At 32.0% G+C, this 16,895-nt stretch carries 15 protein-coding genes; 13 read left to right on the top strand and 2 right to left on the bottom strand.

Features of this window, described 5'->3' with window-relative positions; genetic code table 11:
- Positions 1-35 precede the first annotated feature (35 nt).
- Positions 36-689, bottom strand: a complete 654-nt coding sequence (locus tag N4A40_02760) for a TetR/AcrR family transcriptional regulator (protein ID MCT4660754.1) — start codon at positions 687-689, stop codon at positions 36-38.
- A gap of 256 nt (positions 690-945) precedes the next feature.
- Here N4A40_02760 and N4A40_02755 point away from each other — a divergent pair, with 256 nt between their 5' ends.
- The 5 genes from N4A40_02755 to N4A40_02735 all read left to right on the top strand — a co-directional run bounded on the left by N4A40_02755 (position 946) and on the right by N4A40_02735 (position 6,395).
- Positions 946-1,617: a response regulator transcription factor gene (locus N4A40_02755; GenBank protein MCT4660753.1), complete on the top strand. Its 672-nt coding sequence runs from the start codon at positions 946-948 to the stop codon at positions 1,615-1,617.
- Positions 1,605-2,954: a HAMP domain-containing histidine kinase gene (locus tag N4A40_02750; GenBank protein ID MCT4660752.1), complete on the top strand. Its 1,350-nt coding sequence runs from the start codon at positions 1,605-1,607 to the stop codon at positions 2,952-2,954. The genes N4A40_02755 and N4A40_02750 overlap by 13 nt, the downstream gene beginning before the upstream one ends.
- Positions 2,955-3,107: 153 nt before the next feature.
- Entirely contained in the window at positions 3,108-4,154 is a 1,047-nt protein-coding gene (locus N4A40_02745) for a glycosyltransferase family 4 protein (protein MCT4660751.1), read from the top strand.
- Positions 4,144-5,160 (top strand): flippase-like domain-containing protein, encoded by a 1,017-nt coding sequence (locus tag N4A40_02740; protein ID MCT4660750.1) that lies wholly within the window; start codon positions 4,144-4,146, stop codon positions 5,158-5,160. Before N4A40_02745 ends, N4A40_02740 begins: the two co-directional genes overlap by 11 nt.
- Before the next feature lie 32 nt (positions 5,161-5,192).
- Positions 5,193-6,395 (top strand): glycosyltransferase family 4 protein, encoded by a 1,203-nt coding sequence (locus tag N4A40_02735; protein MCT4660749.1) that lies wholly within the window; start codon positions 5,193-5,195, stop codon positions 6,393-6,395.
- Positions 6,396-6,501: 106 nt separating this feature from the next.
- Here the strand turns inward: N4A40_02735 and N4A40_02730 are convergent, their stop codons facing one another.
- The gene (locus N4A40_02730) at positions 6,502-8,145 is read right to left on the bottom strand and encodes a diguanylate cyclase (GenBank protein ID MCT4660748.1); all 1,644 of its coding nucleotides are present in this window, start codon (positions 8,143-8,145) and stop codon (positions 6,502-6,504) included.
- 249 nt (positions 8,146-8,394) lie between these two features.
- On the opposite strand from N4A40_02730, the gene pstB reads away from it, so the two are divergent.
- The 8 genes from pstB to N4A40_02690 form a co-directional block, all read left to right on the top strand.
- Positions 8,395-9,150 (top strand): phosphate ABC transporter ATP-binding protein PstB, encoded by a 756-nt coding sequence (pstB, locus tag N4A40_02725; GenBank protein MCT4660747.1) that lies wholly within the window; start codon positions 8,395-8,397, stop codon positions 9,148-9,150.
- Positions 9,151-9,184: 34 nt separating this feature from the next.
- Complete coding sequence (phoU, locus tag N4A40_02720) at positions 9,185-9,832, top strand: phosphate signaling complex protein PhoU (protein MCT4660746.1); 648 nt, start codon at positions 9,185-9,187, stop codon at positions 9,830-9,832.
- 193 nt (positions 9,833-10,025) lie between these two features.
- Complete coding sequence (locus N4A40_02715; protein MCT4660745.1) at positions 10,026-10,949, top strand: phosphate ABC transporter substrate-binding protein; 924 nt, start codon at positions 10,026-10,028, stop codon at positions 10,947-10,949.
- A gap of 177 nt (positions 10,950-11,126) precedes the next feature.
- Positions 11,127-12,017, top strand: a complete 891-nt coding sequence (gene pstC / locus N4A40_02710) for a phosphate ABC transporter permease subunit PstC (protein ID MCT4660744.1) — start codon at positions 11,127-11,129, stop codon at positions 12,015-12,017.
- Positions 12,017-12,877: a phosphate ABC transporter permease PstA gene (gene pstA / locus N4A40_02705; protein MCT4660743.1), complete on the top strand. Its 861-nt coding sequence runs from the start codon at positions 12,017-12,019 to the stop codon at positions 12,875-12,877. The genes pstC and pstA overlap by 1 nt, the downstream gene beginning before the upstream one ends.
- Positions 12,878-12,935: 58 nt before the next feature.
- On the top strand, positions 12,936-13,625 hold the full coding sequence (locus tag N4A40_02700) for a response regulator transcription factor (protein ID MCT4660742.1): 690 nt from the start codon (positions 12,936-12,938) through the stop codon (positions 13,623-13,625).
- A gap of 9 nt (positions 13,626-13,634) precedes the next feature.
- A complete protein-coding gene (locus N4A40_02695; GenBank protein MCT4660741.1) occupies positions 13,635-15,389 on the top strand; it encodes an ATP-binding protein in 1,755 nt (584 codons plus the stop codon).
- A 115-nt stretch (positions 15,390-15,504) separates the two neighbouring features.
- A partial coding sequence (locus N4A40_02690; protein ID MCT4660740.1) for an EAL domain-containing protein occupies positions 15,505-16,895 on the top strand: 1,391 nt, incomplete at its 3' end.

The following is a 16,895-nucleotide window of genomic DNA, read 5'->3' as shown; positions in this document are numbered from 1 at the left end:
ATATGCGAAATTTGAAAGTGATTTTAAATTAGATTTTACGCTGATTCGTAGTGTTCAAATGGTTTAATTAAGTAATCAACATTTTCCTTTAGAAATTCTATCTCATTTGGCACAATAGAACTTAAAACTCCATTATTGTATAGAACAATGAAGCCATGTGCTGCAGAAAATAATTTTAGGATAAGTTTATTTGTATCATCATTTGCTATCCTAGGATTATTCTTTTTAGCTTGGTCAATTGTATTAAAAGTAGTTTCAGGGAATTTTAATTTATTGGTAGTATAATCTATGAAGTAACTTTTAAAGTGATTTGATTTAGACGCAAATTGATGATATTTTTGAAAGTAATCTCCAAACATAAGTGCATAGATTTTAGAATGGTCAATTGCGAATGATAGGTATGTGTTTATAAAATTTCTGATATTTTCAAGGGGAGTTTGAGATGGCTGATGTGATTCTTCGAGTAGATTGTATAACATTTCAAATCCGTAATTTTGCATTGCAAATAGCAACTCATCCTTGTTTTCGTAATAATTATATATATTTGTAGCTGTCATATTTAGTGCAGTTGCAACTTTTCTAGCACTTACATCATCAATCCCCTTTTCTACAAGAATATTCAATGCAGCGTTCAAAATGCTTTTTCTATTTTCCATAAATTGTTCTTCTGACATTTTTGTACGTCCCATAAAAACCCTCCATTTCTAAAGAAGATTAAAAAAACTTCTTAAATATAATAACAATATTATAACAAATAAACAGGAGTAAATGGAAGGTGTATAAGATTATATTATCGTATTTTTCAATTATTGTAGCTCAAATGTAAATTTATTATGAACGAAAATTACAATTTTCATCTTCATTTAATGAAAATTGCTCAGAAATACTGTATGATAAAAGAAATGGGTAAATAGATAGTATAAAGATATAGAGTGGAGTGAGGATATGCAGAAAATTTTAGTAGTTGAAGACGAAAAAAAAATTGCTAGAGTTGTCAAATTAGCGTTAGAACATGAAGGATATATTGTTGAAATTGAGCATGATGGTATGGCTGGTTATGAAAGAATATTGGCAGAAACATTTGATTTAATATTATTAGATGTTATGTTACCGGGAATGAATGGAATGGAAATATGTAGAAAAGTCAGGAAGGATTCTGATGTACCAATCATAATAGTTTCGGCTAGAGATCAAACAATGGATAAGGTTATGGGGCTTGATTTAGGTGCAAATGACTATATAACAAAACCATTTGCCATTCCAGAACTATATGCTCGAATCAGAAATGTGATGAGACATACGGTAAAAGAAGAGAAAGAAGCATCGTCACATGAAATTCATGGAGTAAAGCTAAATACAAAGACTTATGAGGTTAGTTTTAATGATGAGAGTGTAGAGCTAACGGCAAAAGAATTTGAGCTATTGAAGACATTGATGGCTAATTCCCCCATGGTATTAAGTAGAGATCGGATAGTAGAGCTTGTATGGGGATATGACTATCTTGGAGATACGAATGTTGTAGATGTATATATAAGACATTTGAGAAAGAAGATAGATGACAAGTACGGTGTAAAGATTATTCATACGATTAGGGGGGTAGGATATTGCGTGAAATAATTCGCAAAAATATGTCTATATCAACTAAATTAACTGCATTTTATTCTATTTTACTTATTGCTATACTTGTAATTGTTAGTATAACTATGATAGTAGGTTTGAACTTTGTATTTATAAATCAAGCTCAAAATCAAATTTCGAAAACTTACGATTCTATAAAAAATTATGGACTTGAAGGCAACAATTTAGATTGGGATATGTTTGATGATATTCAATTAAACAGTGGTGTTGTAGTAAAGATATACAAAGATGATAGGACTATATTAGACACAGGGTATAAAACGCCTTACTATGACATAACAGATGAATTTAATGTTGTACTTTCAATACAGAGCTTAAATAGCTACGTATTGTATCAAAATGGAAAGATTGACACTGATGATGGGACATACTATATTCAAGTTATTAAAAACATGAAAGAGTATTCTAAATTTACTAGGGTATTGATTCTATTGCTAGTGATAGTCAATATACTTGGAGTTATATTTTCACTTATAATAGGAAATTTTTTGAGTTCTAGGATGTTAAAGCCAGTTGAAAAAGTTACAAAAATGGCTCAAAATATAACTGCTGAAAATCTTAAAGAACGGATAAAAATAGGTGGACCAGATGATGAAATAAAAGCACTTGCAAATACGTTTAATGATATGCTAGATAGAATAGACACTCATATAAATCAGCAACAAAGATTTGCCTCAGATGCATCTCATGAGCTTAGAACGCCGCTTGCAGTAATACAAGGTTATGTTGACTTATTAGCTATTTATGGAAATAAGGATGAAGAACTATTATTAGAGTCAGTTGAATCGATACAAGGAGAAATATCTAGCATGACGAGACTTATAGAACAGCTACTCTACCTAACTAGGCGTGATAGTGGATTAAATCCACTAGAGATGGAAGAAATCGATTTGGAGAAAATAGTAAAAGAAGTATACGAAGAGACGGAATTAGTGGATGAAACTCATGAATTGGTATTAGAGCATATTGAGGATTCTAGGGTTTATGGAAATTCAGTAGCTATAAAGCAATTGATAAGAATACTTGTAGATAATGCTAGAAAATACACATTAGACGGTGGGCAGATAAAGATTAGTCTTTATAGATACAAGGCCAAAGGGTGTGTTACCGTAGAAGATACTGGGATAGGAATGAGTGAAGAGGACTGTAATAAGGTATTTAATAGATTTTTTAGAGCCGAGGAGTCTAGAAGTAAGGAAATGGGTGGAACGGGCCTAGGTCTTTCTATAGCTAAAAGTATAATCGACGAGCATAAAGGGGAAATAAAAGTGGAGAGTGAATTAGGTAAAGGAACAAAATTTACGGTTTTAATCTAATTTTAATTTTTTCATAAGGAAGGATTCATACTAATTATTTAAACTATTATTGTAAGATGACGGAGATGGGGAGTTCAAAATTTATTTAGAATCTCCCCTTTAACTTTGAGATAAATTAGTTGAATTCATATATATAATTTTGGAGGGATTGAGATGAGAACCATTAATATGTTGTCGTCAGCAGATAAAGTAAAAGGACAAGGCGTTGGATCTGCATATTTAGAGCAAGTGAGTTTAGTAAAAAATGGGTTAGATAACGACTATGAAGTAGTAGTAAATCAAAAAGGTAATTCAGAAATAGCGCATTACCATACTATAGATTTGAAACACTATTTTCACAGTTTGTTTGGAAGCAAACATAGAGCAAATGTAGGCTATGTACATTTTTTACCAGAAACAGTTGATGGAAGTTTAAAATTGCCAGTGGGTGCTAAAGACATATTTTACAAGTACATAATATCTTTTTACAAAAAAATGGATTATCTAGTTACAGTTAACCCATATTTTATAGAAAGACTTGCCGCATATGGTATTGACAAATCAAAAATATTTTATATACCGAATTTTGTATCAGAAGAGCAATTTTATCCAATGAAGCAAGAAGAAGTAAATGCTATAAGACGTAGATACGAAATAGATGAAAACTCTTTTGTAGTACTTGGTGTAGGTCAAGTTCAGACAAGAAAGGGCGTTCTAGATTTTATAGAAATAGCAGAAAAAATGCCTGATGTACAATTTGTATGGGCTGGAGGTTTTTCGTTTGGCAAGATAACTGACGGATATGAAGAACTTAAAAAAGTAGTAGATAATCCACCAGAAAATGTTAAGTTTATAGGAATAGTGGATAGAGAAGATATGAATTCTATTTACAATATGTCAGATCTTCTATTCATGCCATCGTACAATGAGCTATTCCCAATGTCTATATTAGAGACAATGAATTGTGCTAAACCAATGCTTCTAAGAGACATAGATATATATAAGGACATCCTTAGAGATTATTATCTAAGAGGGAAGGATAATGGCGAATTTATAAAGATAATAGAGTCTATAAAAGCTAAAGACGAAGCTTATGAAACAGCTAGAGAATTATCAAAAAAAGGTGCAAGATTTTATTCGAGAGATCACGTATTGAAACAATGGCAAGAATTTTATGACAAGGTTTATGAAGAAAAGGTCGTGAGAGGAAATGAAGAATAATAAGTGGGGAATTTTATTTGTAGTAGGAGTTATAGCGGCATTTAGTTTTTACTTGGTAAGTACTGGTAAAATCAATACTGTTATGGAACATATGGGAAGCATCAATAAAAATTGGTTATTGGCAGCACTTGGAGCATCAATAACATATTGGATACTAGAAGCTAAGATGGTCAATAATATGATAAGGTCAATGGGCGGGCACCAAACGTATTTTGAGGCATTTAAAATAACCATAATTGGTCAGTTCTTTAGTGGAATAACACCATTTGCCTCAGGTGGTCAACCTATGCAGCTTTATCTTTTGACAAAGCAAAAAGTTCCAGTTGGAAAAGGCTCGTCAGCACTTATGAGCAAATTTATAATATATCAAGGAACATTAGTTGTATATGCACTTATATTATTGTTATTCAAATCATCATTTTTTATTGAAAACATAAGTAATTTATTTTTCCTAGTTATATTAGGATTTGGAGTAAACGCAGTGGTTATTGGAACACTTATATTCTTTTCGCATTCGAAAAGAACAAATAAGGGGATTGCTAAAAAGGTCATAGGTTTTGGTCATAGGATTCACTTAATTAAAAACCCTGAAAAAACTATTGCAGGTTTTAACAAACATGTTGAGGAGTTTCATGATAATGTAGTTTTGTTAAAGCAAAATAAACTATTGTTTTTAAATACTGTAGTACTTACAGTTATTCAATTGACTATGTTTTTTATAGTCCCATATTTTATATATAGAAGTTTTGGATTGTCAGGAGCAAATCTTATGAACATGCTTTCAGCAACAGCATTTGTGCTTATGATTACATCCTTTATACCTATTCCTGGAGGAACAGGTGGCGCAGAAGGTGGATTTCATATGATGCTCGGATTATTTTTTATAGGGAATTATGCACTAACAGCTATGGTACTTTGGAGATTAATCACTTATTATCTATGGATATTGTTCGGTGGAATATGGATGATGATGACCGATTTTAGTCATAAAGAATTAGCGTCTTAAGAAATCAAATAGAAAAAGAAAGGAAGAGTTTTATGAATATAGGTATTTTTTCGGATGCGTATTATCCGCAAATCAATGGTGTTGTTACTTCAACGAGATTATTAAAGAAAGAACTTGAAAAACTTGGTCATAATGTAACAATTGTTACTGTTGCAGATCCTAAAGTTAAGGGAAGAGATCTTCCAGGAGTACTTAGACTACCTAGTATTCCATTTTGGAAATTACCTAATTTCCGTGTAGGGTCAATTTATTCGAGAAAAATTATGAAGCAAATAAAGGCTTTGAATTTAGATATAATTCACACACAAACGGAGTTTTCAATTGGAATTTTTGCTAGAATAGTCGCAAAAACGTTAAATATTCCATTAGTACACACTTATCATACTATGTATGAAGATTATACTCATTATGTTGCTGGAAAACACATAAATAAATATGCTAAAGAATGGGCAAAAAAGGCATCTAAAATGATTTGTAACAAGGTGGATGGAGTTATAGTTCCAACTGATAAGGTGAGAGTAGCACTTGAAAATTACGGACTGGAAAAAGAAATACACGTAGTTCCAACTGGCATTGACTTTGAACCATTTAATAGAGAGATGTACGAAGAAGTCAAGTTAAAAGAAACTAGAAAAGAGATCGGATTAAAAGATGAAGATGCAGTTGTAATATTCGTAGGTAGAATTGCAAAAGAGAAGAGCATAGATACAATTATAAAATCTATGCCACAAGTTATAGAAAAAAGTTCAAATGCTAAGTTTTTAGTAGTTGGCGGAGGGCCAGAGCTTGAGAACTTAAAGGAACTTACTAGAAAAATGAAGTTAGAAGATAGAGTATTATTTACTGGTGAAAAACCGTGGGAAGAAATTGGGAGATATTATCAAATGGGAGATGTATTTGTAAGTGCATCTACATCAGAAACTCAGGGGCTTACATTTACAGAGGCTATGGCAGCTAATTTACCAGTGGTTGCAAAATACGATACCAATTTAGATGGAATAATGAAAGACGGAATCAATGGCAAATTTTTTAGAGAAGACGGAGAATTAGCAGAGGTTCTTATTGAATTATTAAACAATAGAGATTTGAGCAGCAGACTTATTGAAAATGCTCATGAAATGATAGAACCTATGTCAGCAGAGTACTTTGGTAAAAAAGTAGAATCGGTATATGCTCAAGTATTGGAAGAACATGAAGCTATGCCATCTAAATTTAAAATTAGATTTTCACATTAAAAAAATAGTTAGTTCTCATTTGAGAACTAACTATTTTTAAATTTCAAAAGAATATTAAATTAAAAATTTGCAATTACAATTGTTTTAATTGAAAAAATGGACAGGATTATTCAAAACAGCGGACACAATTTCTACCGTCTTTTTTTCCTCTATATAGGGCTTGATCGGCTATCTTAATCCAATTTTTAGTTGTAGAGTGATCTTTAAATTCTGCAACGCCCATTGTCATAGTTATCTTACCAGCAGGAAGAGCATCTCTAAATGAGTGTGATGCAACTTCCAATCTCAATTTTTCAGCTACAATAATAGCTTCTTCAATAGTAGTGTCTGGAAGAAGTATTAAGAATTCTTCACCACCCCAACGACAAATAGCATCAGTCGCTCTGAGAGTTGATTTAAATAATTTAGATAAATCAACTAAAACTTCATCACCTACATCATGCCCATAATAATCATTTATCTTTTTAAAATAATCAATATCAGCTAATATGATGGACAGACTCGTACCTATGCGCTTTGATCGGTTTTTTTCAAGTCCAATTCGCTCCATCATAGCTCGTCTATTCAGTAAGCCTGTTAAGGGGTCTTTATTTGCCATAAATTCTAGCTGTTCATAAGCATGTTTTAAGTCCTGATGAGCCTTTGCAAGCTCTATATTTTTCAATCTATATATTTCTTTTTCTTTTTCCATAGTATCAATTTGATTTTGAGCATAAAGTTTTGAAAGATATTCGCTATTTTGTTCGTTTAGCATTATGTTTTTGAGATTTGAATATTCTTTGTAAAATTCAAGAGCAACTTCAAAATTGCCTATAGTTTCATATAGTTCAGATAAGTATTGATAGCACATTATCATATGGTCTTTAAGTGAAAGTTCAATCGCGAGGTCAAGTGCTATTTTTAAGTATTTAATAGATGCTTCTGTTTGAGATTTTTTTAGAAGAGCGTATCCTAAATCTAAATAAGTACTCGCCAAGCCTTTATTATCCGAGTAGTCAAGGTAAATAGATAGAGCTTGCTCTAAATACAATATAGCCGTATCATAGTCTGCAAGAGCTAAATAAACGCGCGAAAGTTTCTTATAAACATCAGCAAGATTTACGTCAGAATCAAGAGTACTTGCAATAGAAAGAGACGCTTCGTAGTAAGACACTGAACTCAGAGAGTCTTTCAGCTCAAAATAGCAACTACCTATATTTGAAAAAATTGATATTTCCAACACCTTGTCATCGATATCATACCTGTCATATAGTTTTAGTGCTTTTTGATGAAAAGACAGAGACTCATTGTATTTTTCAATTTTTCTATAAGTTTTACCTAAATTATCGTATATATATGGCAATAAATCCCTATAATTTAGTTTTTCTGATACATTTTTAGCTTCTAAGGTATAAAATAGAGATTTTGAAAAATTTATTTTTTTTCTATATATGGTGCCAAGTAAATTTAAAACAGAACAACAACCATGTGAATCTCCTAAAGTTTGGTATAAAAATCTTGCTTTAGTCGCAAATATTTTTGCTTTGTCAAAGTCACGTTTAAGCATATATAATTTTGATAATTCGATAGAGGTTTTTGCTACAAGAGCTTGCTCTTCAGACAGCTCATAGTATTCAAGTGCTTTTTGTATGTATTTAGTAGCTTCAACTGGTTTGTGAGCAATAGAAAACTCTTTGCCTAAGGCAAACAGAGCATCTCCTTTTTCGATATGTATACTAATGTTAGATTTTTTTAATGATTTTAAATTCACATAATCACCTACCTTAAAAATTAAATAAACCTATCTACATTAATCATACGCCTAATACATAAAAAAAACAAGTAAATATTGTGTTTTAAAAAGAATTAACTTATACATAATGTCAAAAAAGTTAACCTATAATTAACCTAGTCTTTACTTAGTTAAAAACAAGTGAAGACTTTTTTTTTATACAATAAAGGTGTTGATGACGATGAAAATTTTGAGTTCTACAAGATATGTTTAAAAGGAGAATTTGTTATGAATAAGAAAATTGTAGTTGAGGATTTGAATTTTTATTATGATAAATTTCAAGCCTTAAAAAGTATCAATATGGATATTTTTGAGAATCAAGTTACAGCGATGATTGGTCCGTCTGGGTGTGGAAAAAGTACTTTTTTGAGAACTTTGAATCGAATGAATGACTTGATTGATGGGACTAGACATGAGGGCCGTATTATTTTTGACGGAAAAGATTTATATTCAGCAGAGAGAGATGTAGTTGATTTAAGAAAGCGAATTGGAATGGTTTTCCAAAGTCCCAATCCATTTCCAAAATCAATTTATAATAATGTGATATATGGTCCGAAAAGACATGGTGTAAAAGATAAGAGAAAATTAGATGAAATAGTTGAAACTAGTTTAAAGTCGGTAGCACTATGGGATGAAGTAAAGGATAGACTTGATAAATCAGCATTAGGTCTTTCAGGAGGGCAACAGCAGAGATTGTGTATAGCTAGAGCTATTGCCATGGAGCCGGAAGTTTTATTAATGGATGAGCCAACATCAGCTTTAGATCCCATTGCGACATTGAAAATAGAAGAGCTTATAAATGAGTTAAAACAGAAGTACACAATAGCTATAGTTACACATTCTATGCAGCAAGCAGCTAGAATTTCAGATCAGACAGCCTTTTTTCTCATGGGAGAACTAATAGAGATGGGAGAAACAGCTAAAATATTTTCGACTCCACAAGATACTAGAACAGAGGATTATATAACAGGAAGATTTGGTTAGTATAGAAGAGTTTTGATTAGAGAGGAGAATTTGGATGAGAGAACAATTTAATGCAGAACTAGAGGTGCTCCATACTCATTTGGTAAAAATGGGAGTGATAGTTGAAGATATGGTTGGAAAATCTATTTTAGCACTTAAAGATAAGAATCATGAATTAGCGAGAGAGATTATTGAATTAGATGATAAAGTTGATGATTTAGAAGATAAGATAGAACAAAAATGTGTAGAGCTTATAGCTCTTTACCAACCAGTAGCAAAAGATCTTAGAAGAATAACATCTACACTAAAGATAATTACTGATTTAGAGCGAATGGGAGATTATGTAGAGGATATAGCAGAAATAGTGATAGGGATGGACGAGAAAGAATTTGTTAAACCACTGGTTAATTTGCCTCAAATGACAAAAAATGTTCAGATGATGATACATGATAGCTTAGATAGTTTTGTAAATGAAGATATGGAAATGGCTAAGGCAGTTGCAAAGAAAGATGATGAAATAGATGGTATATATGAAAAAATGTACGAGGAACTTTTGAGTATATTGATAACGAAACAATCAGAAAAAAAACAGATTATAGAATTATTGTTAATCGGAAGATATTTAGAGAGAATAGCAGATCACAATACAAATATTTGCGAAAGAATAATTTACATGGTAAGTGGAGAGCGAGTTCAATACTAAATAGAAATATCAATAAACAAAAATCAAATAGAATCAAATAAAAGCTAAATTAAATTCAAATTTAAATAAAAGCTAAATAAAAAAATCTAGTTTAACATAAAGTTAACATTCGCATAATACAGATTTTATATGAAAGATTTAAAATGAATTTGTAAGTTAAATGAAATGCAAATTTTAAGGAGGAACACAAGCAATGAATATGAAAAAAGGTATAGCTTTACTTACAAGTATAGCATTATTAGGGGTAATAACATTGTCAGGGTGTGGAGCGAAGGAAAATGTAAAAACAGAGACAGCTAATGCCGAAGTAAATACAGAGGCAAAGAATACTGGTGTAGAGGGATCAATAGTGGCTCTTGGATCGAGTGCGATGCAACCATTAGTAGATGAAGCCGCAAAGATGTTTATGAAAGAAAACTCTAAAGCTCAGATTCAAGTACAAGGTGGAGGAAGTGGTACAGGTCTTAGCCAAGTTAGTTCAGGTGGAGCGGATATTGGAAATTCAGATGTATTTGCAGAAGAGAAAAAGGGAATTGATCCTGAAGGACTAATAGATCATCAAATTTGTGTAGTTGGTATGGGAGCAGTAGTTAATCCGGAAACTGGAGTGGAGAATGTTACAGAAGATCAGCTGATTGCTATATTTACAGGTCAAATCAAAAATTGGAAAGAAATAGGTGGCAATGACTTAGAGATTACATTGGTAAATAGACCAAAGAGCTCTGGCACAAGGGCAACTTTTTTGAAATATGCTTTAAATGGAAATGAAGAGGCAGAAGGTATTACTGAAGAATCTTCAGGAAATGTAAAGAAAATAGTGGGACAAACACCAGGAACTATTGGGTATTTAGCATTTTCATATTTTGATGATAGCGTTGTACCACTCAGCATAGATGGTGTAGAGCCAAAGGCTGAAAATATTTACACTGGAGATTATAAGGTATGGGCGTATGAGCATAGTTATACTAAAGGAGATCCACAAGGGCTTGCAAAAGCATTTTTAGATTATATGATGTCTTCAGCAGTTCAGGATACGATAATTCCAGAGATGGGATATATTCCAGTTAGTAAAATGAGAGTACAAAGAGATGTAAATGGTAATATAACAGAAAAATAAATTTAGCTATAACATGTTAACCCCCACAGGTTAATTTTTAAAGATACTGAGCAGTAATTACTGCTCGGTGTCCTCCCAAACAAAGCATGTGCGATGGATTTAAGGTTTATTCTTAGATATATGGCTTATGTTTTGTTTAAATTATAGAGAATTTATAGTAAAAGGAGAGTTAAAAAATTGAAGAATTTAATCTCAAATAAACAAAAATCAAATTTAGCTGGGTTGTATACATATATATGTATATTGTTTGGCATATTGGCAGTTGGAGCACTTACTTATTTCATAGCATCTAAGGGGCTTAGAACGTTTTTTGTTCATGGTGTTGACATTAGAGAGTTTTTATTTGGAACAACTTGGGATCCCGAAAGTTATGAAGGTGTATCTAGTTTTGGTGCAGGTGCTTTTATTTTTGGTTCATTTGCCGTAACATTTTTAGCAGTACTTATAAGTACACCACTTAGTCTTGGAGCTGCGGTGTTTATGGCTGAGATAAATCCAAAGTACGGACGAAAATTCTTACAACCAGTTATAGAACTTCTAGTAGGTATTCCTTCGGTTGTATATGGATACGTAGGGTTATCTTTAGTAGTGCCGTTTATTAGAAAATATTTTTCAGGTCTTGGTTTTTCACTCCTAGCAGGAATGATAGTATTGGCGATAATGATACTTCCAACTATAACAAGTGTGGCATATGATTCATTAGTAGCGATACCGAAAGATTTGAGGTTGGCCTCTTATGCACTTGGGACTACTAGGTGGCAAACTATAAAAAATGTTGTGATACCCGCAGCGCTTCCAAATGTTCTCACAGGTGTTATTCTTGGAATGGCTAGAGCGTTTGGAGAAGCGCTAGCAGTTCAAATGGTTATTGGAAATGTTCTTAGGATGCCAAAAAGTATATTAGATGCATCTAGTACTCTTACGAGTATAATAACACTAGAGATGGGTAATACGATTGCAGGTTCAGCTTACAATGAAGCACTATGGTCAATGGCACTCATACTTTTGATTATGAGTTTTGTATTTATAGGTGTAATTCGTATACTTGGAAGGAGAAGATCTTTATAATGAGAGTACAAACGCAAGATAAAATAGCAACAGGAGTATTTTATACCATAGCAGCACTTATAACTATAATACTTGGAAGTATACTAGCTTTTATATTTATTAAAGGAATTGGAGGAATATCGCTTGACTTCTTGACTTCTGAGTCTGAAAATATGAGGGCAGGTGGAGGAATAGGACCACAATTATTTAATTCTTTCTACTTACTATTTTTGACTATGCTTATAACTATACCGATTGGTGTAGGGGGTGGAATATACATGTCTGAATTCGCAAAAGATAATTTATTTACTAATTTTGCAAGGCTTGTGATAGAAGTATTGTCATCTCTTCCATCTATAGTTGTTGGACTATTTGGATTGCTTATTTTAGTCCAAAAACTAGGATTAGGTTTCTCTATAATTTCTGGAGCAATAGCACTTACAATATTTAATTTGCCACTTATGATTAGAATTACAGAACAAGCACTTCAAACCGTTCCAAGAAATCAAAAAGAAGCAAGTTTGGCTATGGGAGTTACGCATTTTGATACAATAATTTATGTGATGCTTCCAATTGCGCTACCTAGTATTACAACAGGTATAATATTAGCAGCTGGTAGAGTTTTTGGGGAAGCGGCGGCGCTTATGTATACTGCAGGGATGAGTGCACCGCCACTTAACGTTCAAAATGCGCTTAATCCATTTAGGCCAGCCGAAACTCTTGCTGTCCATATTTGGAAAGTAAACGCTGAAGGGCTTGCACCTGATTCTATGCAGATAGTAGCTTCGGCCTCTTTGGTTTTGGTTGTAGGCGTACTTTTATTTAATATTCTTTCTAGAATTTTAGGAAAGAAACTTCAAAGAAAATTATCAGGTAATTAGCCCTTAAACGAACCCTTTTGATATAATGGAGTAAAGGAGTAGAAATTTAAGGAGGGATATGATGAGTAAGATATTGGTAGTTGATGATGCGGAACATATTGTAGAGCTCATTCAATTTAATTTAGAAAATGAAGGCCATGAAGTTAGCACTGCTTACGATGGAAGAGAAGCCCTTGGAAAAGTTGAGGATGACTTTCCAGATTTAATATTGCTAGATTTGATGCTTCCGGGAATAGATGGAATAGAAGTTTGTAGGAGAATAAGATCTAGCGAAAAAACTAAAAATATACCAATAATAATGATTACAGCTAAAGGCGAAGAAATAGATAAAGTTTTGGGCCTTGAAATAGGAGCTGATGACTATATAACAAAGCCATTTGGAGTAAGAGAGCTTTTGGCTAGGGTAAAGGCAATGCTTAGAAGAAGCCGAAGAGTTGATGATCAAAGTGCGGAAAAATATTACAAAGCTTATGGAATAGAATTGGATATTGAAAAGCATGAAGTGTTCAAAGACGGTAGTAAGATAGAGTTGACTTATAAAGAATTTGAACTTTTAAAGCTTTTATTTGAAAATAGGGGTAAAGTACTTACTAGAGATGAACTTTTGGATAAAATTTGGGGATATGATTACTTCGGAGAAACTAGAACTGTAGACGTTCACATTAGACATTTGAGAAAAAAATTAGGTGAAAATAAAGAAAATGTTATGATAGAGACTGTGAGAGGCGTTGGATACAAATTGAAATAGGGGGCAAAAATGAAGAGAAAAATCATAATAGGTTTTATATTGGTAATACTCATGAGTTCTATTATTTCTGGCAGTATAGCATCAAAACTCATACAAAATCAATATATGAAGAATGTCACAGAAGAATTGATAGATTACAATATATTGATATCGGAGAGCCTTAATTATTTTGAAAGAGTTGATACTCAAACTTTAAATGAGCTTACTGCGAAACTTGGAGATAAATCAGATTTGAGGATAACACTAATAGATATAATGGGAAATGTAATAGGAGATACAGATGCTATAGCAAGTGAATTAGATAATCATAGATATAGAGAAGAAATAAAAACTGCGTTTGAAGGGGAATTAGGTATATCTAAGCGTCACAGTGCAACTCTTGATAAAGATATGCTATACGTTGCTATGCCGCATAGATTAAACGAAAATATATCTATAATTAGAGTATCTATGCCTCTTACAGATATAGACAATTATACAGCTCAATTGTTTTACTACTTGCTTTTAGGAGCATTAGTTGGAACATTACTTTCAATAATAGTGGGATATTTTTATGCAAAGTCTATAGTTAGACCTGTAAATGATTTAATTGGAGCGACAAAGGATATTTCAGCGGGAAATTATGAGAAAAAATTATATTTTAATAGAAAAGATGAGTTATCTGCATTGGCAACACATTTTAACATAATGAGCGAAACACTTAGAGACAAGATGATGGAGCTTAAAACCAATAATAAAGAAATGGATGTAATATTAGAGAGTATGAAAAATGGCGTTATAGCGGTTGATAGGGAAAAAAAGATAATTTTCCTAAACAAAGCTGCCGAAAAACTTTTCAATATACGCGAAGAAGAAGTTGATGATAAAAATATATTAGAGGCAATACACAATTATAAAATAGAAGAGTATATAGCTAGAGTTTTGATGCATAAAAATGATAGTATAGAAGATGAAATTAGGTTTGAGAATAATAGAATTTATAAATTATTTATAAGACCTATGTATTCTGAGGTAGAAACTGAAAAGGTTTTAGGAGTACTATTGATGTTTGAAGATGTTACAGAAGTAAGGCATCTAGAGCGAATGAGACAAGATTTTGTGGCAAATGTTTCACATGAATTAAAAACACCACTTACTTCAATAAAAGGTTTTGCAGAGACTCTTAAAAATGGAGCTATGGAGAATCCATCTATGAGAGAAAAATTTATAAATATAATAGATGTTGAAGCTGCACGAATTATAGCTCTCACAAAAGATTTGCTCAGTTTATCGGAGATAGAAGCGCAAAATGCAAATATGGAGGGAAATAAAATATTTGTAGCAGAAATAGTTAGGGAAGCTGTTGAAATACTAGAGATGTCGGCTAAAGAAAAACCCGTAAATGTAAATTTAGATATTGAAGCAGATTTACCAGAACTAAAAGGTGATCCAAATTGGTTTAAGCAAATAACCGTAAATCTGATAGATAATGCTATAAAATATACTCCAGAGAATGGTGATATAAAAGTCGATGTTAGGAAAGATGATAAGCATTTAATACTGGAGATAGTGGATACAGGAATTGGAATATCGGAGGAACATATTGATAGGATCTTCGAGAGATTTTATAGAGCTGATAAGGCGAGAAGTAGAAATGCTGGAGGCACGGGACTTGGTCTTTCCATAGTAAAGCATATAGTCATAGCGTTTAATGGAAAGATAGATGTTCAGAGTGAATTAGGAAAAGGGACTAAATTTATTGTTAGTTTGCCATATGAAAATTGATATTGAGAACTTAGGATAGTTATTATATAGCTATCCTTTTTTTAGTATTAATATTTGAAAAATTGGTAAATGGGTAAATAATTATAAACCATGATTTTAAGGCGGAGGGGATTACATGAAAGGGCAAATATTTGATAGAGTTGAGTATGATGAAAGCTATAAAACTTTTGTTTGGAACCATCCGAGTATAATATTACTTATTGACGAAAAGACACATGATATAGTCGTAGCAAATAAGAGAGCATCAGAGTTTTACGGTTATAGTCAAGATGAATTAGCCAAGATGAATATTGCAGATATAAATACATATAGTGAAGATGAAATTTATAGGGAAATGAGGTTATCAAGGGCAGAAGGACGGAGATATTTTAAATTCGTGCATAAAAATAAAAAAGGTATGAAGTTTGAAGTTGAAGTGAAAGCATACCCAATAGAATGTCTTGGAATATCGTATATTTTTTGTGTTATAGAACCGTTAATCGGAGATAGTGTAAAAAATTTATTTGATATGAATTACTTTTTTGACGCATCAAGTGAGCCTGTTTGTTTGATTGAAGGTGATAGAGTATCAGATAGTTCGGTGCTTTACTTTAATGAGGCTTTTGAGGAGTTGACCGAGAGAACTAAAGCCGAACTAAAAGGTTGCTTGACTAAAAATATTTTTGCGCTAAGAAATCAAGATAAATTAATGGATGATGGACAAAATTTCTATTTAAAACTTAAAGTAAAAGAGTCTAAAAGAGTAATCGTTAGAGTGCGTAGTGTGCTGTTTAGAAGTGTGAGTAGGACATATAGACTACTCAATATAACGAAAGAGCATATATGTGATATTGCTAGATTAAATCCTTCTGAAAATTTCATAGATAGTGTAAAAAAATACTATAAACTAGATTTGGGTCATTTGTGCTATATCCAATGGGTTACAAAGAGAAAAGATAAATTATCAGAAAGAGATAAAGACTTTGAACAAAAATTGTTTGTAGAAAAAATGAATGATTTTGACATAGTTGGAATTAAAGAATGGCAAGATGGTGGATGTATAATTTATTCTACGAACTTACTATGTGAATTATTGGTGTTTTTAAAGAGCTTTATAAATACAGATAGAGAAAAGGAAAACTTTGATTATAGAATAGCAATATCTAATGGAGGTTTATTTTCTGACTACATGATTGATGTTACAAAGAAAACACTAGAAGATTTTGGTCCAGATGATTATCATAGTATACATGTAGCTCAGTGGAAAGATGATCATATTAGAATATTGGATATAAAAAAAGATTTGAATAAAGCTGTAGAAAATAATGAATTTAAGTTATATTTTCAAAGCATAGTAAATATAATATCTAAAAAAGTAGAGGGTATAGAAGTACTAGTACGGTGGGAGCATCCTAAATACGGTATAGTTTTGCCAACTGAATTTATATATTATGCTGAAGTTACAGGTTTTATAAAATGGTTAGATTTATATGTAATAAAAAATACTTTTGAAGCTTGGATTGAGCA

Source organism: Tissierellales bacterium, assembly GCA_025210965.1.
GTDB lineage: Bacteria > Bacillota > Clostridia > Tissierellales > JAOAQY01 > JAOAQY01.
The sequence above is the reverse complement of the archived record's forward strand: the minus strand, read 5'-3'. Positions and strand labels throughout refer to the sequence as shown.